The sequence below is a fragment of the Polynucleobacter sp. 15G-AUS-farblos genome (genome assembly GCF_018882445.1).
Classification (GTDB): domain Bacteria; phylum Pseudomonadota; class Gammaproteobacteria; order Burkholderiales; family Burkholderiaceae; genus Polynucleobacter.
The window spans coordinates 102,524-121,988 of the sequence record NZ_JACVOM010000001.1 but is presented as its reverse complement, the minus strand read 5'-3'; the positions used below and the strand labels follow the sequence as shown (position 1 = coordinate 121,988).

Here is a 19,465-nt window from a genome sequence, read left to right as displayed (position 1 = left end):
ATTGATGATGTATGAAAAACTCCCAACATCCCCGAAGTCGAGGCCCTCAAATTAGATGGCTACTGTTACTGCTCCAATGCTGTATTGCATCTGAGTTATTTGCAGAGACTTTAATCCTGACTTGCACTCGGTTTGAGCGAGATTTTTCTGAGACCTATGAGCTCAAGATAGTGACTGCCGGTCCGGGAGCTCCAAAAGGGAAAGTCTTTTTAGATAGTCGTGATCTAGATCGAACTGGAGCAGATGGTGAGCAGTCCGTAAAAAATGTACTGATTTCAAAGCAAAAGGCATCTTATCTAGTGGATACCAAGTTTGAGCCTGAGATGCTCGAGGGCATTGCTTATTCTGCAGGCAGCGTAATGTCGATGGTGATGATTGATCGTGAGACCGGAAAACTCCGTAAGGTCGACACGATACAAGGTGGCATATTGGGTAAAAACCTAGGTGATGGCACTAGGTCCTATGAAGAGCAGTGCGTAGCACCGCCCATGATCTCCGCAAACTAATTGGGCTCAGTGACAAAGCCCAGCTTGGTTAAGCCAGCGCGTCTAGAGGCCGCCAATACTTGCGCAACGTATTCGTATTTCACGGATTTATCTGCGCGTAAATTGATTTCAGGTTGAGGTTCTTTTTGAGCTGCCTTTTCTGCATAGCCATCAAAGGTTTTTAAATCAATCGGTGTGCTGTTCCAAAAAATCTGACCATTCGCATCAATCGATAATTGCACCGACTCTGGCTTGACTTCATTGCGAACGCTATTTGCCTTTGGAAGCTCGACTTTGACTGCCTGTTGTATGACGGGCAATGTAATGATGAAAATGATTAAGAGCACCAACATGACATCCACCATCGGCGTCATGTTGATTTCAGACATGATGCTGTCTTCGTTCTGATCGTTCTGCAGATTAAAAGACATGCTTATTCTCCAGACTGAACACGTGCGCCGGTAACGAAGTAGGCTAACAAGTCATTTCCAAAACGATTGAGATCAGCAACAAATAATTTGTTGGCGCGATTGATTGCATTAAAGCCCAATACCGCTGGGATGGCTACTGCCAAGCCCAGTGCGGTCATGATGAGGGCTTCACCAATAGGACCCGCTACTTGATCAATTTGCGCACTGCCTGAGCTGCTAATGGAGATCAGAGCGTGATAAATGCCCCATACCGTTCCAAATAGGCCGATAAATGGTGAGGTAGCGCCAGTTGACCCTAGGAAGGTAAGTCCTTTTTGAAGTTTTGCGGCAACCCCATCAATACTGTTTTTAATACTTCTAGCCATCCACTCAGAGTAGTTCAGGGTTTGTAATAGTTCGCGGTGATTGGCTGATTGGCTTTGGTGATGCTGCGAAGCTTCCGTTGAGGCCTTAGCAATTTGATAGTAAGGATTATTAGCGTGATCGCTTAATTCTTTGAGCCCCTGTTCGAATGAAGTGGCGTGCCAAAATTTATCAAGTTCAGGTGATAATTTTCGTAGATTACGTAGATCCCAAAAACGGGTTAACAAAATAACCCAGGTAACAATCGAGCAAATCAGCAAGGCAATCGCAATAAAGCGTGTAATAGCGTCGCCTTCAAGCCAGAGATTAGCTATACCAAATGGTGTATTCATAATAATTAATTCTTTAAATTAAATTTGATTAAAAGGTTAGTAGAAATTCGGGCTGGTGATCCATTTACCAAAAACGGTTTAAAGCGATAGCGTTTACCAATTTCTGATGCCGCCCGATCTAGTCTCGGGTATGAACTCGATCGAAGTAATGCAACATCCTCAACAGAACCTGACTCGTCAATAATTAAGCGGACAACCACTTCACCTTGTTCGCCTGAGCGCTTGGAGAAAGAGGGATAGTAAGCATCAGCATCTGGCTGGTAGGCCACGACTAGTTTACCAATGTCAGTCTGAATTGGTGTGCCGCTTGCCCCTCCTGTGGTTGCGGGTGCTACGCTGGCATTCGGTAGGGTAGATTCACTCTTGGTCTGCGGGCTGTTCTGTGGACTTGTCTGTGGATTCTGTGTAGCTTGTTGTGTTTGAGCGGGAATAGGCTTTTCAGCAGGTTTTTCTTCAACTGCTTTCTTTTTCTGCTCTGGCTTCGGTTTAGGCGGTGGCGGAGTAGCAGCGGGAGGCTGTTGGCTTTTATTTGCTGCCTCTGGGCTGACTAGGTTGGCCATCACTCGCTCATCTTCATCTGGCTTATTCGGCTTTGATGACCAATGCAAAAACTCTAAGGCAGGTAAAGCATGCAGTAGTAACACAATGACAATAATGATCCGTTCTGTTTTGTTAAACGGAATACGGGCATCCAATTTATTTAGAAGGCTGCTCATGCGATAGCGCCTAATAACTTGGCTTGAATGCGATGTGAAGTCATATCACTGAGCATCAAGTCATTGGCCATAGTCAATAAACTGCGTTCATCTTTACTGCTGATAAAAATAAGTTGATGACCTTGTGAATTTGCTTGCGTCATCGAGCTTGCCTCTAGCTGCCTCTTGAGTTGCCTAACCACCGCTTCGCTCGTATCAATTAAGGCGATGGATTCGCCCAGTAATTTACGAATCGACTTACGTAGAAAAGGGTAGTGAGTGCATCCAAGCACTAGTGTGTCAGCTCCGGCATCTTGAATCGCCTCAAGGTGCTGGGCAAGCAATTCCAATGTTTCTTCGCTGTTCGCATCGCCGGCCTCAATGAGTGGAACTAAACCCGCACCAGCTTGTTTAATAAATTGACAGTTGCTTGGAAGGGTTGCTAATAGGGCGTTGAACTTATCGCTCTTCAGGGTGGCTTCGGTTGCCAAGACGCCCACAATTCCATTTTGAGATTGCATCGCTGCCGGCTTGATTCCGGGCTCAACGCCAACTACCGGAATAGCTAGCTCTTTACGAATCTGGGCAATCGCTTCCGCGGTAGCGGTATTACATGCGACCACAATCGCATCGCATCCCTGATCGAAAAGATGGCGACATAAAGCCAAGCTTCTGGCGGCAATCCAATCGCTGGAGCGTTCACCATAAGGCGCATTTGCAGAGTCGGCTAAATAGATATAGCTGTGTTGCGGCAACTGACGAAGAGCCTCATCCAAAATGGATAAGCCTCCTACGCCAGAATCAAATACGCCGATGAGTGCCAATGCTTGCTTAGTGAGCTAATTAGATAATCTTGACTGGGATGCCAGCAATTTTTGTCTTCCAGTCACGAGGACCTTCCTCGTGCATTGAGATACCCTCAGAGTTGACGGCCACAGTAACTGGCATATCTTTAACATCAAATTCGTAAATGGCTTCCATGCCGAGATCGGCAAAACCTACTACCTTGGAAGTCTGGATCGCTTTCGATACCAAATATGCAGCGCCACCAACAGCCATGAGGTAGGCTGATTTATGTTTCTTGATGGCTTCGATTGCTTCTGGACCACGCTCCGCTTTGCCGATCATGGAAATTAATCCAGTCTTTGCTAACATCATCTCAGTAAATTTATCCATCCGGGTTGAGGTAGTTGGGCCTGCAGGGCCAACGACTTCATCACGAACTGGATCAACTGGACCAACGTAATAGATGACACGATTTTTAAAGCTGACTGGTAACTCTTCGCCTTTGGCCAACATATCCTGAATACGTTTATGAGCTGCATCACGGCCAGTCAGAATTTTTCCATTAAGTAAAAGCGTTTCACCCGGCTTCCAGCTAGCGACTTCCTCTGGCGTAAGGGTATCGAGATTGACGCGCTTCGATTTTTGAACGTCTGGAGTCCATGTGACATCCGGCCAGTCTGATAAAGAAGGCGCTTCTAATTTAGCCGGGCCATCGCCATGAAGGTGAAAGTGAATGTGACGTGTAGCGGCACAGTTCGGAATCATTGCCACGGGCAATGAAGCTGCATGGGTTGGATATTCCATGATCTTGATATCTAATACTGTTGCAAGACCACCCAATCCTTGGGCGCCAATACCAAGCTTGTTTACTTTGTCATAGATTTCCAAGCGGAGCTCTTCAGCGCGAGTCTTGGCGCCGCGTGCAATGAGTTCTTGAATATCAACCGGTCCCATTAAGGACTCTTTTGCCATCAACATCGCTTTTTCTGGAGTGCCGCCGATGCCAATGCCTAAGATGCCAGGAGGACACCAGCCAGCGCCCATCGTGGGAACTGTTTTTAATACCCAATCGACGATCGAATCAGAAGGGTTGAGCATCACCATCTTGGCTTTGTTCTCTGAGCCACCACCTTTAGCAGCGCAGATGACCTCAACATCGTCGCCTGGAACGATTTCATAATGAATCACGGCAGGGGTGTTGTCGCCAGTATTTTTGCGTTTCCCAGCGGGATCACTTAAAACAGAAGCGCGCAACATATTGTCTGGATTTAGGTAGGCACGGCGAACACCTTCGTTGACCATATCCGTCACGCTCATTGTGGCATCAGGCCATTGCACATTCATGCCGATCTTCAGGAAAACCACCGCAATACCGGTGTCTTGACACATTGGACGGTGACCTTCGGCGCACATTCGGCTATTGGTCAGGATTTGGGCAATAGCATCTTTAGCCCCATGACCCTGTTCTAGCTCATAAGCCTTACCCATGGCAGTAATAAAGTCCTTTGGGTGGTAGTAGGAGATGAACTGAAAGGCGTCCGCAACGCTTTGAATAAGGTCGTTTTGTTTGATATTTGTCATAGTTTTATGGTTAATTTGTAAGGTTTGCCTTATTTTAAGGGTTTGCCATAGAGCAAATCCCGGGTATTTTCACTTATCTTCTAAGGTCTTGATGGTGTAATTCCGTCATTTTGCGATATTTTTGCAAAAAAGATTATTGATTATTAGATAGAGGGCAGTGAAGCATGGAACCATTAAAGCAAGAAACTCGCGTTTTTAACCCACCGGCAGACTTTGTAAAAAATGCTGCTATTCCGGGAATGGACGCCTATAACAAGCTTTGTGATGAGGCTAACAAGGATTATGAGGCTTTTTGGGGTCGTCTTGCTAAAGAGAATATCTATTGGAAGAAGCCATTTACTAAGGTTTTGGATGAGTCCAAAGCGCCTTTCTACAAATGGTTTGAGGATGGCACTACTAACGCTTCATACAACTGCTTAGATCGCCAGGTTGAAAATGGTTTGGGTGATAAGACCGCCCTGATTTTCGAGGCGGATGACGGCACAGTTACAAAAGTAACTTATCAAGACTTGCTAGAGCGTGTTTGCAAAATGGCAAATGCGCTACGCAAGATGGGTGTTAAGTCCGGCGATAGCGTCATCATTTATATGGCAATGACTATTGAAGGTATTGTTGCGATGCAAGCTTGTGCTCGTATTGGTGCAATTCACTCTGTGGTATTCGGTGGCTTTTCTGCCCAAGCTTTGCGTGATCGCATTATGGACGTGGGTGCCGTAGCGGTGATTACTGCTGATGGACAGTTCCGTGGTGGTAAAGCATTGCCATTGAAGTCGATTTGTGACGAAGCCTTATCAACTGGCGAGTGCCCTAAGGTGAAGCATGTCATCGTCAACAAGCGTACCGGCTCTGAAGTCACGATGACTGCAGGCCGCGATGTGTGGATGCAAGAAATCGTCGCAAATGAATCTACTACCTGCGAGCCAGAGTGGGTCAGTGCTGAGCATCCACTCTTTATTCTTTATACATCTGGATCTACTGGTAAGCCTAAGGGTGTTCAGCATTCCACTGGTGGTTATTTATTGTGGGCCATTCTCACAATGAAGTGGACGTTTGATATTAAGCCAAACGATGTGTTCTGGTGTACTGCCGATATCGGCTGGGTAACAGGCCACTCATACATCACTTATGGCCCGCTCGCAGTAGGCGCCACTGAGATTGTGTTTGAAGGTGTTCCAACCTATCCAAATGCCGGTCGTTTCTGGGACATGATCCAAAAACACAAAGCCAGTATTTTCTACACAGCACCAACAGCGATTCGTTCATTGATTAAAGCATCTAGTAATGATCCAGCAGTGCATCCAAAGAGCTATGACTTGTCTTCACTGCGCCTCTTGGGTTCTGTAGGCGAGCCAATTAATCCTGAAGCATGGATGTGGTACTACGAAAATGTGGGTGGTTCACGTTGCCCAATCGCTGATACCTTCTGGCAAACTGAAACAGGTGGTCACATGATCACCCCACTACCGGGCGCAACACCAATGATCCCAGGATCATGCACATTGCCATTGCCGGGTATTCAGGCGGCGATTGTGGATGAGGCAGGTGTCGACGTTCCAAACGGCAACGGCGGTATTTTAGTAGTGAAGCGTCCATGGCCTTCAATGATTCGCACTATTTGGAATGATCCTGATCGTTTCGTGAAGTCTTATTTCCCAGAAGAATTAGGCGGCACTTTATATCTCGCAGGCGATGGCGCGATTCGGAATAAAGAAACTGGTTACTTCACCATTACTGGTCGTATCGATGACGTGTTAAACGTTTCTGGTCACCGTATGGGTACGATGGAAATCGAATCTTGCTTAGTGGCTAACCCCTTAGTTGCGGAAGCAGCAGTAGTAGGTCGTCCAGATGAATTAACTGGCGAGGCAATTTGCGTATTCGTGGTACTCAAAGGCGGTCGCCCAACCGGTGATGACGCTAAAAAGCTAGCTACTGAGTTGCGTAACTGGGTTGGTAAAGAAATTGGCCCAATCGCTAAGCCAAAAGATGTGCGCTTTGGTGATAACTTGCCCAAGACCCGTTCCGGCAAGATCATGCGTCGCTTACTTCGCGTGATTGCTAAAGGCGAAGAGGTTACTCAAGATACCTCCACCTTGGAAAACCCACACATCCTAGAGCAGCTCAAAGAGTCACTGTAAGCCGTCTTTACTGGGATTTGGGGCAAAGCCCTTTCGGCAATCGTATAATCATGGGTTTCCGGAAGGGTGGATGAGCGGTTTAAGTCACACGCCTGGAAAGCGTGCGTAGGTTAATAGCCTACCGCGGGTTCGAATCCCGCCCCTTCCGCCAGTAGTACAAAACCACCTTCGGGTGGTTTTTTATTGGCGCAAGTACTCGGCATCATGGATACTTAACGGATACGAAATACTATTTTCAGATTGAGTTCATAGTTAGGAATCAAGATGCCTTACCAAGAATTTAACAGCTTACTGGCACCCATTATTGCAACCTTTTTTTGGTCCCTATGTATCGGCGTCGCCTCCTATCTATTGGTCTTTAAAACCAAGTTATTTGATAATTTAATTGAACACCCTCTAGTACCACCTTTTTTATGTCTGCCAGCCATTATGTTTGCTTTCTTAATGGGCTTTATGTCAGCAGATGCATGGCAAAACTATACGCAGGCAAGAACGGCGCTCATTAACGAGGCATCAGCCATTTCAAGATTGGCTTTTGTGCCGATGAAGAGTCCAGAAAAGCAAAAAAGTTACAGCGCTAATTTACAGGCTTATCTGGAGGCTGTTCTAGATGAAGAGTGGGAAAAATCATTCAATAAATCTTCTAGCCCAAAAGCGAAAGAGGCATTAAACCAGTTATCGGTCACCATTTGGAAGGGAAGTATTGCCTGTGCGAATGGATCAGAAAAACAGGATCAATGTATTGATGCCTTTACCAGTGCTTCCTTAATTAAGGCTCATGATGATCTCAGAAATGCCCGAGAGCAAAGGCTCTCATTGGGATATTTGGGAAGTGTCTATGCCAAATGGATCATGGCAATTCTTTTGGCGTTCATTGCTGCTGTGAGTGTTGCGGCAGTTCAAAGGGGCAATCAAAAAACAGGTGTTATTTCCCTGATTTTATTTTGTTTAAGCATCTGGATTTTATTTAGTATCGTGACGATGTATAGCAATCCATATAAATGGGCAGAAAGACTTGAGCCAATTCCTTTAAGCTTAATACTAGATGATCTCAAGACAATTCAAAAATAAACTAAAACAAGTGGAGAAAAAATGATATTCGCAATTTTATTAATGGATCGTCCTGGAACTGGTGATCTTCGCATTCAGGTTAGACCTGAGCATCGAGCCTATTTGGCCAAGCTCTCTGATCGCATGGCTTTTGCTGGGCCTTTGATGTCGGACGATGGTCAGACTCCAATTGGAAGTCTGTTGGCAATTGATTTTGCTAGTAGGGCAGATGTTGAGGCTTGGTTAAAAGATGAGCCTTATACAAAAGCAGGCGTTTATGAAAAGCCAGTGATTCATGCGTTTAACAATATGTGGGCACAAAAGATGGGTTTTCCCCCAGCCTAATAATCCAGTAGACTTGAGGTATGAATTCAACAAAATTACGTGTTCTGCTGATCTCTGCTTTCAGCCTTTTGCTTCTATCTGCCTGCGGCTCCATGGAGTCGGCTGCTCAGGATGACTGCACCTCCATTGGCTGGCAAATCGGCAGCCCAGGCTATAACGACTGCTATAGAGCCCGTCTGTATGAGCGCAAGATGGATTACGCGCTTCCTCCTGGCGATAGACCAAGGCCTTCGCTTCTTTGATTAAGGGTAAACCCTAGTTAAAATCCCTTGAGCGGCGTCAAGGACACGGGTCTCGAAATAACCCAAAATCATTGAATAAATGCACTTTTCTAAGTTAAGCAGTCACTGTTGATTGCTGGCTTAGAAGGTAATTCACTATAAAACTCAGGGCGTAAGCCTTGGGGCAGAAAATTAGAGACTACAAGTTATGAATCACCCTAAGCCTTCAGGAGAAGTCCAAGCCATTGCAGTTGTAACTGCAGATGATTTGAGGGAGACCATTCGTCGTAAAAGTAAGTTGAAGGGACGTCAACCAGATGACACTTCATTGGCTGAGGTTCGCCGTCTTGTCGGGAGCGCAGTAAATCGCAGAGATCTATTAATTGAAAACTTGCACAAGCTCAATGATGAATATCGTGCTTTGCATGATCGTCATTTAGTTGCACTTGCTAAAGAAATGAATCTGCCTATGGCAGAGGTTTATGAAGTTGCCACTTTCTACCATCACTTTGAAGTAGTGCGTGGTAATGATCCAGTTGCTGATATTACTGTTCGAGTATGTGATGGCATCGCCTGCGAATTATCGGGTGCGCAAAATCTCTTGGAAAAACTTCCAGCGATCTTGGGTAATGACAAGATTAAAGTGATTGCTGCACCCTGTGTTGGTCGTTGTGAGCAAGCCCCTGTGGCAGTAGTGCATCAATATCCAGTGCTCTTTGCAACGGTAGATAAAGTGGCTGCGGCCATCAACAATAATTTAACAACTCAGCCCTTGGCTAGTGATGATGCCAATTTTGAACCTGGTGCATTAGCAGAGCAGGGTGTTTCCCCGCAAGGTCAAAATCAAGCAGTGTCTCCAGGGTATGTTGGCTACGAGTCGTATTGCAAACAGGGTGGCTATGCCTTAGCTAAAGAAATTGTTGAAGGTAAAAAAGATGCTGAGAGCATCATTAAGGCAATGGAGAGTTCTGGTTTGCGTGGTCTTGGCGGAGCAGGTTTTCCGGCAGGACGAAAATGGCGAATTGTTAAAGACCAAGTGGCTCCTAAATTAATGGCTGTCAATATTGACGAAGGCGAGCCAGGCACATTTAAAGACCGTACTTATTTAGAGCGTGATCCTCATCGCTTTCTAGAGGGTTTGCTGATTGCTGCAAATGTTGTCGGTATTGATGCCTGCTACATCTATTTGCGTGATGAATATCACGGCTGCCGCGAATTATTAGAAATTGAATTAGCTAAATTAAAAGCCAATCCACCATTTATATTACCAACGATTGAATTGCGTCGCGGTGCAGGTGCTTATATTTGTGGTGAAGAATCTGCCATGATTGAAAGTATTGAAGGTAAACGCGGTGAACCGCGTATGCGCCCACCTTACATCGCACAAGTTGGTCTGTTTGGCAGGCCAACACTTGAGCATAACTTTGAGACCTTGTACTGGGTGCGTGACATTGTTCAGCGTGGGCCAGAATGGTTCAGCTCTTTTGGTCGTCATGATCGCAAAGGCTTGCGTAGCTTTAGCGTGAGTGGGCGCGTGAAAAATCCTGGTGTGAAGTTAGCGCCGGCGGGCATCACGATTCAAGAATTAATAGATGAGTATTGCGGTGGTATACAGGATGGCCATACTTTCTATGGTTATTTACCGGGTGGCGCATCCGGCGGTATCTTACCAGCGACTATGAATGACATTCCTTTGGACTTTGATACTTTGCAGCCTTATGGTTGCTTCATTGGTTCTGCTGCAGTCATGGTGTTTAGCAATCAAGATAAAGCACGTGATATGGCATTGAACGTCATGCACTTTTTTGAGCATGAGAGCTGTGGTCAATGCACTCCATGTCGAGTAGGTACTGGCAAAGCTGCCAAATTAATGCAGTCAAAAACCTGGGATCAGGAAACGCTTGAAGATTTGGCAACAGTGATGGTCGATGCATCTATCTGTGGTCTTGGTCAAGCAGCACCTAATCCCATTCGCTGTATTGCTAAATATTTCCCACAAGAAGTAGCTTAACTACAGGGAAAGCTAAAAGAACATGAACGCACCTACAAATCCTAAAGAACTCGAGCTACAAACCGTTGAGTTCAAGCTTGACGGACAAACCATCATCTCCTATGAGGGTGAGACTATTCTCAAGGCAGCAAAACGCCATGGAATTGATATTCCTCATTTATGTTTTAAAGATGGCTATCGTCCAGACGGTAACTGCCGCGCTTGCGTAGTGGAAATTAATGGCGAGCGTACCTTAGCTCCTAGCTGTTGCCGCAGCGCTACTCCTGGTATGGAAGTAAAAGCCAATAGTGAGCGCGCCTTAAAGAGTCAGAAGCTGGTTCTCGAGATGCTTCTTTCGGATATGCCAGATGAAGGCTTTAAATGGGTTGGCGATAGCAAAGAGCAAGAGCAAAAAAACCAGCATGGTGAGTTAAGTACTTGGGCAGCACGTATGGATGTGACTGTACGCCCAGAACTCAAAGCCTTACGTCGCGACAAAGTCAGCGCAGATATCTCTCATCCTGCGATGGCAGTAAATCTTGACGCTTGTATTCAGTGCAATCGCTGTGTCCGCGCCTGTCGCGAAGAGCAGGTCAATGATGTGATTGGTTATGCGATGCGCGGTGCTCATAGTGAAATCGTATTTGATTTAAATGATCCAATGGGTGAAAGTACCTGCGTTGCTTGCGGTGAGTGTGTGCAAGCCTGCCCAACTGGTGCCTTAATGCCTAAAGGACTTATTGGCTCCCAAACAGTGGATCGTAAGGTCGATTCTGTTTGTCCATTCTGCGGAGTAGGTTGTCAGATTACCTACAACGTCAAAGATGAAAAAATTGTGAGCGTTGAGGGCCGTGATGGTCCAGCCAACCATAATCGACTTTGCGTGAAGGGTCGCTTTGGTATGGATTACATTCATAGCCCACAGCGTTTAACTAAGCCACTCATTCGTAAGCCAGGTGTACCCAAGGATGAAACTGCAATTCAGAATCCCCAAGATTGGTCGAATATATTCCGCGAGGCAACTTGGGAAGAGGCCCTCGAATTGGCTGGCGGAAAATTAAAAGCTTTAAAAGAACAACATGGCTTAAAAGTATTGGCTGGTTTTGGTTCTGCCAAGGGAAGTAACGAAGAAGCTTATTTATTCCAGAAATTGGTTCGTACCGGTTTTGGTAATAACAACGTTGACCATTGCACCCGTCTTTGCCATGCCTCTTCTGTAGCGGCGCTTTTAGAGGGCGTAGGTTCTGGCGCCGTCAGTAATCAAGTGAACGACGTGGAGAACTCGAGTTTGATCATGTTGATTGGTTCAAACCCAACCGCTAATCATCCAGTAGCGGCCACTTGGTTTAAGAATGCTGCTAAACGGGGCGCTAAGATTGTGCTTTGTGACCCACGTTTAACTGATATTAGTAAGCATGCTTGGCGCACAATGCAGTTCAAGCCAGATACTGACGTTGCTATGCTCAATGCCATGATCTATACGATCATTGAAGAAGGTCTAGCTGATCAGAACTTCATTCAGGAGCGCGCAAATAATTTTGAAGCGCTCAAAGAGAATATTAAAGGTTACAGCCCTGAAGCAATGGCACCAATCTGCGGTATTCCATCAGAAACATTACGTGAGGTTGCTAGAGAATTTGCTACTACTAAATCAGCCATGATTTTGTGGGGTATGGGTGTTAGTCAGCACGTTCATGGCACTGATAATGCGCGTTGCTTGATTGCTTTGGTCAGTATTACTGGCCAAATTGGTAAGCCAGGCTCTGGTCTTCATCCATTGCGCGGTCAGAATAATGTGCAAGGCGCTAGTGATGCTGGTTTGATACCGATGATGTTCCCAAATTATCAACGCGTAGATCATGATGCTGCACACGCCTGGTTCGAGAACTTCTGGGATACCAAGCTTGATAAAAAGCCCGGGTATACCGTGGTAGAGATCATGCACAAGATCACAGCCCCTGATAGTGATCCGGACAAGATTCGCGGCATGTATATCGAGGGTGAAAACCCAGCCATGAGCGATCCCGATTTAAATCACGCTCGTCATGCGCTGGCCTCTTTGGAGCACTTAGTCGTACAAGATATCTTCATGACTGAAACTGCACTCTTGGCTGATGTGGTCTTACCAGCGAGCGCATGGCCTGAAAAGGTGGGTACAGCAAGCAATACCGATCGCATGGTGCAGATGGGTAAAAAAGCCATTGATCCTCCAGGAGATGCAAAGCCTGATTTGTGGATCATTCAACAAATTGCTAAGCACATGGGCTTGGATTGGAATTACCAAGGTCCTGATGCTGGTGTGGCAGAGGTCTATGATGAAATGCGCCTTGCGATGCATGCTGCTATCAAGGGCATTACCTGGGAGCGTCTAGAAAGAGAATCTAGCGTTACTTATCCATGTTTATCAGAGGAAGATCCTGGCCGTCCAATCGTATTTGATGATCACTTTGCCACTATTGATGGCAGGGTGAAGTTGGTGCCAGCCGATATTATTCCGGCCAATGAAAGGCCAGATGCAGAATATCCATTTGTATTGATTACCGGTCGTCAGTTAGAGCATTGGCATACAGGCAGTATGACCAGAAGAGCAACGATCTTGGATGCGATTGAGCCAATGGCAACAGTATCGATGCATGGTGAAGATATGACCCAATTGGGCATTGTGGCTGGTGATGTCGTTACGGTTCAATCTCGTCGCGGTGAAGTTGGCATCCACGTTCGTCGAGACGATGGCACTCCAAGAGGTGTGATCTTTATTCCGTTTGCTTATTATGAGGCAGCAGCAAACCTCATTACCAATCCTGCCTTGGACCCATTTGGCAAGATTCCAGAATTTAAGTACTGTGCTGTCAAGCTCACCAAAGGTGGTCAGGCAGCCCCAGTAATTGGTTATGGAACCAATGATCCTAAGCGTCAAAAGATCGTCTCTGCGACTTAGTTTGACTTTTATGCCAAACAAAACCCCACCCTTGAGGTGGGGTTTTTTATAGCTTGCTGGAGATTAATAATGTAGATACAATGTGTCTACATTAGACACGGAGCTTATATGCAAACTATCATCAAGAAGTGGGGTAATAGCCCCGCTTTGCGCTTAAATGCAGCCGTTATGAAGTCTGCACACCTAAATATCGATCAATTGGTTTCTGTGAAAGTCCAAAAAGGTCGAATTGTGATTGAGCCGATGGTTAAGCAAGAATATCAACTGAATGATTTATTGAATGGCATTACAGCCAAGAATCTTCATGGTGAAGCTGACTTTGGAAATCCTGTCGGCAAAGAACTTCTTTAATGGCTGTATCTTACGTACCAGATGCAGGTCATATTGTATGGTTGGAGTTTGATCCTCAGGTTGGTAGAGAGCAAGCCGGTCGTCGCCCTGCAGTTGTTTTGACTCCCGCCTCCTATAACAAAAAAACTAGTCTAATGATTTGCTGTCCGTTAACTTCTCAAATCAAGGGTTACCCGTTTGAGGTGCTAGTTGAGATTGATGGCACCCAATCAGTGGTTTTATCTGATCAGGTGAAATCGCTAGATTGGAAAATTAGAAAAGCAAAATTTAAAGACAAAGTAAGCTTAGATGTACTTGTTGAGGTGAGAGCTAAAGCAAAATCTTTGCTTTCTATTTCGTAAAATGTCCGCATATGTCCTATTGAGCCAGGAATTATATGAAGGAGCAAAGTCTGCTGCCCTACATAATGGATTTCGTGCTGATGAGCAAATTGAATTCTGGGCCCGCCTAGGACGTGCGTGCATAGAAAATCCTGATTTACCCTCTGCATTTGTAGCAGAGTGTTTGCTTTCGCTCGCTGAATCTAGGACTCAGGAAGTAATGCCTTTTATACCTCGTAGTTCATCAATTCAGACTTAAACCTAGATCTCAATTGCCCTTTAGAATGAACCCTCTATGGCCAGTTCAAAACCCACACCAAGCTCACCAGACGCAAAAGCCGATCTACCAGTGCTCATCATTGGGGCTGGTCTTGCCGGCTTAACCGTGGCATTGCATATGGCTGAGACTCAGCCTGTCATCGTGATGGCTAAAAGGGGTTTAGGTGAAGCAGCAACTGCGTGGGCCCAAGGCGGTATTGTAGGGGTAGTTGATAAAGAGCACGACAGCATTGATTCTCATGTGGCTGATACCTTGGATGCTGGAGCAGGGCTAGTGGTTGAATCCACCGCTCGTTATATAGCAGAAGAGAGTGCAGATGCCATTCGTTGGTTGGTAGACCAGGGTGTTCCATTTACTGCTGATGAATCTGGTCCGATGGGATTGCACCTCACTCGCGAAGGCGGTCATAGTCATCGCCGTATTGCTCACGCTGCTGATGCTACTGGTAAGGCAATTCATGAAGTGCTCTTAGATAAAGCGCGAGTACACAAAAATATTCAACTCTTAGAGCATTGGATTGCTCTAGATCTCATTACCAATCGGCATTTAGATGCCAAGACCCAGAGAACAAAACCAAATCGTTGTTATGGGGTGTACGCACTCGACATTAAAAATAATCGCGTTGAGACGATCGCTGCCAAATCTGTTGTCTTAGCAACAGGTGGTGTTGGTAAGGTTTATCGTTACACCAGCAACCCCGATACGGCTACAGGTGATGGTATAGCGATGGCTTGGCGTGCAGGTTGCCGTGTTGGCAATATGGAATTCATTCAGTTTCATCCGACTTGCTTGTATCACCCTAGCGACCGAACCTTCTTAATCACTGAAGCGATGCGCGGTGAGGGTGGTTTACTCAAATTGCCAGATGGCACACGCTTTATGGCTGAGCATGATGATCGCAATGAACTAGCCCCACGTGACATTGTGGCAAGGGCTATCGATTTTGAAATGAAAAAGCATGGTCTTGATTACGTGCATCTCGATGCAACCCATTTAGGCGAAGCGTTCATCAAAGAACATTTCCCGATGATTTATGCCCGCTGCTTAACTCTGGGTCTGGATATTACAAAAGAAGCTATTCCGGTAGTTCCTGCTGCGCACTATACCTGTGGTGGTGTGGTGACTGACCTCAAAGGACGCACTGATTTGCCAGGCTTATATGCGGTAGGTGAGGCAACTTACACAGGTCTTCACGGTGCCAATCGATTAGCAAGCAACTCTCTCTTGGAATGTGTGGTGATTGGCAAGGCTGCTGCTCAAGATATTTCAGGGCTCAAAACCCCAAGCCTACCGAACTTACCCCTTTGGGATGAAAGCCAAGTAGAAGATGCGGATGAGCAGGTAGTTATTGCACACAACTGGGATGAGTTGCGCTCACTCATGTGGAATTACGTTGGTATTGTCAGGACGAATCGACGTTTAGAGCGCGCCTTACATCGTATTAAATTATTAAGATACGAAGTGCAAGAGTACTACGCCAACTTTAAAGTGACACGCGATTTAATTGAATTGCGTAATTTATTGGAGTGCGCAGAGCTCATCGTAAGATCTGCTCTGATGCGCCGCGAGAGCCGGGGCTTGCATTACAGTCGTGATTACCCAGGTACATGGGCTGTTTCCTATCCGACTATTCTGACGCCCCAAGCTGAGGGCGCAGAAAACACCAAAGAAACATAATTCATTTAAAGAGTGCCTTTTAAGACTGCCTCTTTTATGTGTTTGCTTAGGCGGGTTTGCCAACCCTTACCACTGGCGCGTAATTTTTCGAGAACATCAGAATCTATCCTAAGGCTTAGCATTTCTTTTGCGTTCTTAATCGGTGGACGACCCACACCTCTTTTAATCAGGGTATCGCCTATATAGACATGGGCATTCCTAAACCACTCCTCATCGACTTCCGGCACATCATCAGGGTCAACCCATTCTTCCTTGATATTTTTTGATTTCACGTTCATTTGCTCTCCTCATGCTAATGATTCTTCTTCTACTACCTCTATATGTCCATGCTAGAAATACTGGCTGATCATCTAGATACCCAAACGTTGAGATTCTTACTTCACCATAATTTTTTCTGGAGTCAATTTGATCCATGTGAGGCGCTGCAAATACTTCATTTGCTCTAGCCATATCTAGACCTCGCACAAACAAGGTGATTTCACGCTTCACATCATCAAACTCAATCACTCGTCCACCCAATAAATGTATATACAAAAATAATTAATGTCAATACATAAATTGAGAAAATAGGGTCTTAAGCCAATAAATGTATGGGCTTCAGTCTAGAAATGAAAAACCCCGCTGAATATCAGCAGGGCTTGAAGAGTGTGTCAGCTAGATGCTAACGGAGAGGAGTCTTACAGGACGCGCATTGAGAAATCCACCGCATGAATATCCTTAGTAAGCTTACCTAAGGAGATGCGGTCAACACCTGTAGCGGCAATGGCGCGCATTTGGTCTAAATCAATGCCGCCCGAGGCCTCTAGCAAGGCTCTACCAGCAGTAAAAGCAACAGCCTCTCGCATTTGATCGGTGGTGAAGTTATCAATCAAGATACTTTTAGCACCTGCATTAATCGCTTCAGCCAATTCAGCCATATTTTCTACTTCTACCTGAATATCTGCTCCAGAGTTCAAGGCTTGGGCTGCTTTAATGGCGGCAGCAACACCGCCTGCAGCAGCGATATGATTTTCTTTAATCAAAATCCCATGCCAGAGGGCTAGGCGCTGATTTTGACCGCCACCAACACGAACCGCGTATTTTTGCGCTTGGCGTAATCCCGGAATAGTCTTGCGCGTATCTAATACGGCACAACCATTGGGGTTAGGGCTGACTCCTGCAATGGCATCGACGTGATCACGAGCAATGGATGCTGTCCAGGAAAGTGTTTGTAAGAAGTTAATGCAAGGGCGCTCAGCCGATAGCAATGCACGAGAGTCTGCTTCAATATCACACACCTTGGTATCGGGTTTCATGAGGTCGCCCTCAATGTAATGCCAGGTCACTTTTGCAGAAGGATCTAGTTTCTTAAGAGCACCCTCAAACCAATCAACACCACACAGTACGGCTTCTTGACGAACAATCAGTTGGGCTTTCACTGGTTTGCTTGGGACTAATTTCGCTGTCCAGTCACCAGTGCCTATATCTTCCATTAGGGCATCAGCAATATTGCGTTGACGGGCTTGCTCTAAGGTTTCGTTGTATTCAAACATGCAAATCGATCAATAAGTAAGTCAAAAAAATAAAAAGAGAAACAACGAATAAAAGGAAAAAATAAAAGAAAAGGTATTAAGCTGCGCCGATGTTCTTCACAAAGCCATGCTGGGCTTTAGCTAAAAGATCGGGGTGATTCTTGGTGAAGTCGAGCATGCGCTCAATACAGACTAGGGCTTCAGAGCGGGTAGGCTCAGGAACAAAAATCTCACCAGTGGCATTCTCAAGACAATCTAAGATACCTTGCAAACCATTCATAGCCATCCAAGGGCAATGAGCGCAACTCTTACAGGTTGCGCTGTTTCCAGCGGTAGGTGCTTCAATTAGGATCTTGTTGGGCGCTAATTGACGCATACGATGCAAGATGCCCTTATCAGTAGCCACAATATATTCAGTGGCGCTACCTTCAACTACAGCCTTGATCATGGCTGAGGTAGAGCCTACGACATCTGCCAAATCTACAACCGCTTGCGGTGATTCAGGGTGAACCAAAATCATGGCATTGGGATGAGAGGCTTTCAGCATTTCAAGCTCAACCGCCTTAAATTCATCATGGACAATGCACGCGCCATTCCAGAGCAACATATCGGCGCCAGTCTGCTCTTGGATATATCGACCTAAATGGCGATCAGGTGCCCAAAGGATTTTTTTACCCTCAACTTTAAGTTGGTGAACAATGGCTAGGGCGCAAGAACTCGTGACCATCCAGTCGGCTTGAGCTTTAACGGCAGCGCTGGTATTAGCATAGACCACCACTTCACGATCAGGATGCAAAGCACGGAAAGCAGCAAACTCAGCAGCATCGCAACCCAGATCAAGAGAGCAAGTAGCTTCCAGATCCGGCATAAAGATTCGCTTCTCAGGACTCAGAATCTTGGCAGTCTCACCCATAAAGCGAACACCCGCTACGATCAAATTCTTGGCAGGATGATTCTTGCCAAAACGGGCCATCTCTAATGAATCAGCAACAAAACCACCAGTCTCAAGGGCTAAGTCCTGAATATCGCCATCGACATAGTAGTGGGCAACCAAAGCCGTATCTTTCTCTACTAATAGCTGCTTAATCCGGGCAATCACAGACGCTTTGTCAGGGGTAGATAAGTAGCGTGGAGTTTTAGCCCAGGCTTGGGCAGTGCATGTTGCGCCGGCAGCATTTTGCTGCGGGTAATCAAAGGAAATCGGGGTGCTAACAGTTGAGTTCATACGAAATCTTAACCTGTCTTAGGGGTTTTGCCCTGAAGTCTGGTTTCAGCCCAGGTAATCTCTCAAACACCCTCAAAAATGAACCAAATGATCAGATTCGAAATTTAATTACTGAGCGTAAATATAACTTAGGTTAAGGGTTAAAAAGACACCCAAAGAATCAACTTTTTTACAAAATATTTCCCAAAAAATGGATTAATGTAATCGTAAATTTCTACTCAAAATGAGAAAAAGTGAATGCGAAATCCTCTTAAAAAGGGACTCATTTTTAACTCAAGCACTTCATAAAAATAAGGTCGAGTGAAGATTACCTTTTCTAAAAATCAATAGTGCAAAAGAGATCAAATTTGATGAATTTAAACATCAAAATAAAGACTTATAAATAGACATAATTAGACACCAAAATAAACTCTCTTTTTATATCAAAACTAGATCTTTTATTTCTGAAAAGTAAGAAAAAACGCTAGTTAAAAAATGCAAAATAATAAAGCTAGAACATGATAGCTTTTTGCAAAAAAAGAGACTGAAAAATTACATCCAAACAAGTTAAAAATTGATCGTATAAAACGCCTATAAATGACACGTAAATCTTCAAAAATTTAGCTAGATTTTTATCAAAAAATAAATGAAATAAATCTAATTTTTTCTGTATCAATTTATTGCGCTTATACCTATTTTTATCGAGTCTTTTTTTGTTCACTTACCAAGAAAAAATATGATTCGAAAGATGATCTTTTTCTACATTG

20 protein-coding genes and 1 tRNA gene are annotated in these 19,465 nt (G+C 45.2%); 12 read left to right on the top strand and 9 right to left on the bottom strand.

The features are described from left to right. Positions 1-11: 11 nt before the first annotated feature. Entirely contained in the window at positions 12-506 is a 495-nt protein-coding gene (locus tag ICN41_RS00550; RefSeq protein ID WP_216290875.1) for a hypothetical protein, read from the top strand. On the opposite strand, the gene ICN41_RS00545 is transcribed toward ICN41_RS00550, so the two are convergent. The 5 genes from ICN41_RS00545 to ICN41_RS00525 are packed head-to-tail and all read right to left on the bottom strand — an operon-like array spanning position 503 to position 4,673. After that, positions 503-916 carry a biopolymer transporter ExbD gene (locus tag ICN41_RS00545; protein WP_216290874.1) on the bottom strand — a complete coding sequence of 138 codons (414 nt, stop codon included), beginning with the start codon at positions 914-916 and terminating at the stop codon, positions 503-505. The two genes, ICN41_RS00550 and ICN41_RS00545, sit on opposite strands and share 4 nt — an antisense overlap. Positions 917-918: 2 nt before the next feature. Continuing rightward, complete coding sequence (locus ICN41_RS00540) at positions 919-1,611, bottom strand: MotA/TolQ/ExbB proton channel family protein (protein ID WP_216290873.1); 693 nt, start codon at positions 1,609-1,611, stop codon at positions 919-921. A 5-nt stretch (positions 1,612-1,616) separates the two neighbouring features. Then, complete coding sequence (locus ICN41_RS00535; protein ID WP_216290872.1) at positions 1,617-2,327, bottom strand: energy transducer TonB; 711 nt, start codon at positions 2,325-2,327, stop codon at positions 1,617-1,619. After that, positions 2,324-3,130, bottom strand: a complete 807-nt coding sequence (gene murI / locus ICN41_RS00530) for a glutamate racemase (RefSeq protein ID WP_216290871.1) — start codon at positions 3,128-3,130, stop codon at positions 2,324-2,326. The genes ICN41_RS00535 and murI overlap by 4 nt, the downstream gene beginning before the upstream one ends. A gap of 19 nt (positions 3,131-3,149) precedes the next feature. Further along, positions 3,150-4,673 carry a fumarate hydratase gene (locus ICN41_RS00525; RefSeq protein ID WP_216290870.1) on the bottom strand — a complete coding sequence of 508 codons (1,524 nt, stop codon included), beginning with the start codon at positions 4,671-4,673 and terminating at the stop codon, positions 3,150-3,152. Between the two features lie 164 nt (positions 4,674-4,837). Here ICN41_RS00525 and acs point away from each other — a divergent pair, with 164 nt between their 5' ends. The 11 genes from acs to nadB all read left to right on the top strand — a co-directional run bounded on the left by acs (position 4,838) and on the right by nadB (position 15,983). Then, on the top strand, positions 4,838-6,811 hold the full coding sequence (gene acs, locus ICN41_RS00520) for an acetate--CoA ligase (protein ID WP_216290869.1): 1,974 nt from the start codon (positions 4,838-4,840) through the stop codon (positions 6,809-6,811). Positions 6,812-6,871: 60 nt separating this feature from the next. Beyond that, positions 6,872-6,962 (top strand) — tRNA-Ser (locus ICN41_RS00515). A gap of 113 nt (positions 6,963-7,075) precedes the next feature. Next, the gene (locus ICN41_RS00510) at positions 7,076-7,882 is read left to right on the top strand and encodes a DUF4239 domain-containing protein (RefSeq protein WP_216290868.1); all 807 of its coding nucleotides are present in this window, start codon (positions 7,076-7,078) and stop codon (positions 7,880-7,882) included. A 21-nt stretch (positions 7,883-7,903) separates the two neighbouring features. Continuing rightward, complete coding sequence (locus tag ICN41_RS00505; protein ID WP_216290867.1) at positions 7,904-8,206, top strand: YciI family protein; 303 nt, start codon at positions 7,904-7,906, stop codon at positions 8,204-8,206. 20 nt (positions 8,207-8,226) lie between these two features. After that, positions 8,227-8,448, top strand: a complete 222-nt coding sequence (locus ICN41_RS00500; RefSeq protein ID WP_216290866.1) for a hypothetical protein — start codon at positions 8,227-8,229, stop codon at positions 8,446-8,448. Between the two features lie 187 nt (positions 8,449-8,635). After that, positions 8,636-10,438 carry an NADH-ubiquinone oxidoreductase-F iron-sulfur binding region domain-containing protein gene (locus ICN41_RS00495; RefSeq protein ID WP_216290865.1) on the top strand — a complete coding sequence of 601 codons (1,803 nt, stop codon included), beginning with the start codon at positions 8,636-8,638 and terminating at the stop codon, positions 10,436-10,438. A 22-nt stretch (positions 10,439-10,460) separates the two neighbouring features. After that, positions 10,461-13,355 carry a formate dehydrogenase subunit alpha gene (gene fdhF, locus ICN41_RS00490; RefSeq protein WP_216290864.1) on the top strand — a complete coding sequence of 965 codons (2,895 nt, stop codon included), beginning with the start codon at positions 10,461-10,463 and terminating at the stop codon, positions 13,353-13,355. Positions 13,356-13,463: 108 nt separating this feature from the next. Further along, the gene (locus tag ICN41_RS00485) at positions 13,464-13,706 is read left to right on the top strand and encodes a PbsX family transcriptional regulator (RefSeq protein WP_216290863.1); all 243 of its coding nucleotides are present in this window, start codon (positions 13,464-13,466) and stop codon (positions 13,704-13,706) included. Beyond that, positions 13,706-14,047 (top strand): endoribonuclease MazF, encoded by a 342-nt coding sequence (gene mazF, locus ICN41_RS00480; RefSeq protein ID WP_216290862.1) that lies wholly within the window; start codon positions 13,706-13,708, stop codon positions 14,045-14,047. The genes ICN41_RS00485 and mazF overlap by 1 nt, the downstream gene beginning before the upstream one ends. Position 14,048: 1 nt before the next feature. Further along, positions 14,049-14,285: a ParD-like family protein gene (locus tag ICN41_RS00475; RefSeq protein ID WP_216290861.1), complete on the top strand. Its 237-nt coding sequence runs from the start codon at positions 14,049-14,051 to the stop codon at positions 14,283-14,285. Positions 14,286-14,321: 36 nt separating this feature from the next. Then, a complete protein-coding gene (gene nadB, locus ICN41_RS00470; protein WP_216290860.1) occupies positions 14,322-15,983 on the top strand; it encodes an L-aspartate oxidase in 1,662 nt (553 codons plus the stop codon). A gap of 5 nt (positions 15,984-15,988) precedes the next feature. On the opposite strand, the gene ICN41_RS00465 is transcribed toward nadB, so the two are convergent. The 4 genes from ICN41_RS00465 to nadA form a co-directional block, all read right to left on the bottom strand. After that, positions 15,989-16,261: a BrnA antitoxin family protein gene (locus ICN41_RS00465; protein ID WP_216290859.1), complete on the bottom strand. Its 273-nt coding sequence runs from the start codon at positions 16,259-16,261 to the stop codon at positions 15,989-15,991. Beyond that, positions 16,221-16,517, bottom strand: a complete 297-nt coding sequence (locus ICN41_RS00460; protein WP_255537826.1) for a BrnT family toxin — start codon at positions 16,515-16,517, stop codon at positions 16,221-16,223. The genes ICN41_RS00465 and ICN41_RS00460 overlap by 41 nt, the downstream gene beginning before the upstream one ends. A gap of 143 nt (positions 16,518-16,660) precedes the next feature. Next, a complete protein-coding gene (gene nadC, locus ICN41_RS00455) occupies positions 16,661-17,515 on the bottom strand; it encodes a carboxylating nicotinate-nucleotide diphosphorylase (protein ID WP_216290858.1) in 855 nt (284 codons plus the stop codon). A gap of 76 nt (positions 17,516-17,591) precedes the next feature. Further along, positions 17,592-18,719, bottom strand: coding sequence for a quinolinate synthase NadA (gene nadA, locus ICN41_RS00450; RefSeq protein ID WP_216290857.1), 1,128 nt, complete (start codon positions 18,717-18,719; stop codon positions 17,592-17,594). Positions 18,720-19,465: the final 746 nt, after the last annotated feature.

Excerpts from the sequence above, each read along its gene's own strand:
- ICN41_RS00545 (WP_216290874.1), bottom strand. The coding sequence starts at position 916 with ATGTCTTTTAATCTGCAGAACGATCAGAACGAAGACAGCATCATGTCT.
- ICN41_RS00540 (WP_216290873.1), bottom strand. The coding sequence starts at position 1,611 with ATGAATACACCATTTGGTATAGCTAATCTCTGGCTTGAAGGCGACGCT.
- ICN41_RS00475 (WP_216290861.1), top strand. The coding sequence starts at position 14,049 with ATGTCCGCATATGTCCTATTGAGCCAGGAATTATATGAAGGAGCAAAG.
- ICN41_RS00510 (WP_216290868.1), top strand. The coding sequence starts at position 7,076 with ATGCCTTACCAAGAATTTAACAGCTTACTGGCACCCATTATTGCAACC.
- mazF (WP_216290862.1), top strand. The coding sequence starts at position 13,706 with ATGGCTGTATCTTACGTACCAGATGCAGGTCATATTGTATGGTTGGAG.
- ICN41_RS00495 (WP_216290865.1), top strand. The coding sequence starts at position 8,636 with ATGAATCACCCTAAGCCTTCAGGAGAAGTCCAAGCCATTGCAGTTGTA.
- ICN41_RS00465 (WP_216290859.1), bottom strand. The coding sequence starts at position 16,261 with ATGAACGTGAAATCAAAAAATATCAAGGAAGAATGGGTTGACCCTGAT.
- ICN41_RS00500 (WP_216290866.1), top strand. The coding sequence starts at position 8,227 with ATGAATTCAACAAAATTACGTGTTCTGCTGATCTCTGCTTTCAGCCTT.
- acs (WP_216290869.1), top strand. The coding sequence starts at position 4,838 with ATGGAACCATTAAAGCAAGAAACTCGCGTTTTTAACCCACCGGCAGAC.
- ICN41_RS00505 (WP_216290867.1), top strand. The coding sequence starts at position 7,904 with ATGATATTCGCAATTTTATTAATGGATCGTCCTGGAACTGGTGATCTT.
- ICN41_RS00525 (WP_216290870.1), bottom strand. The coding sequence starts at position 4,673 with ATGACAAATATCAAACAAAACGACCTTATTCAAAGCGTTGCGGACGCC.
- ICN41_RS00485 (WP_216290863.1), top strand. The coding sequence starts at position 13,464 with ATGCAAACTATCATCAAGAAGTGGGGTAATAGCCCCGCTTTGCGCTTA.
- ICN41_RS00550 (WP_216290875.1), top strand. The coding sequence starts at position 12 with ATGAAAAACTCCCAACATCCCCGAAGTCGAGGCCCTCAAATTAGATGG.
- nadB (WP_216290860.1), top strand. The coding sequence starts at position 14,322 with ATGGCCAGTTCAAAACCCACACCAAGCTCACCAGACGCAAAAGCCGAT.
- ICN41_RS00535 (WP_216290872.1), bottom strand. The coding sequence starts at position 2,327 with ATGAGCAGCCTTCTAAATAAATTGGATGCCCGTATTCCGTTTAACAAA.
- nadC (WP_216290858.1), bottom strand. The coding sequence starts at position 17,515 with ATGTTTGAATACAACGAAACCTTAGAGCAAGCCCGTCAACGCAATATT.
- nadA (WP_216290857.1), bottom strand. The coding sequence starts at position 18,719 with ATGAACTCAACTGTTAGCACCCCGATTTCCTTTGATTACCCGCAGCAA.
- fdhF (WP_216290864.1), top strand. The coding sequence starts at position 10,461 with ATGAACGCACCTACAAATCCTAAAGAACTCGAGCTACAAACCGTTGAG.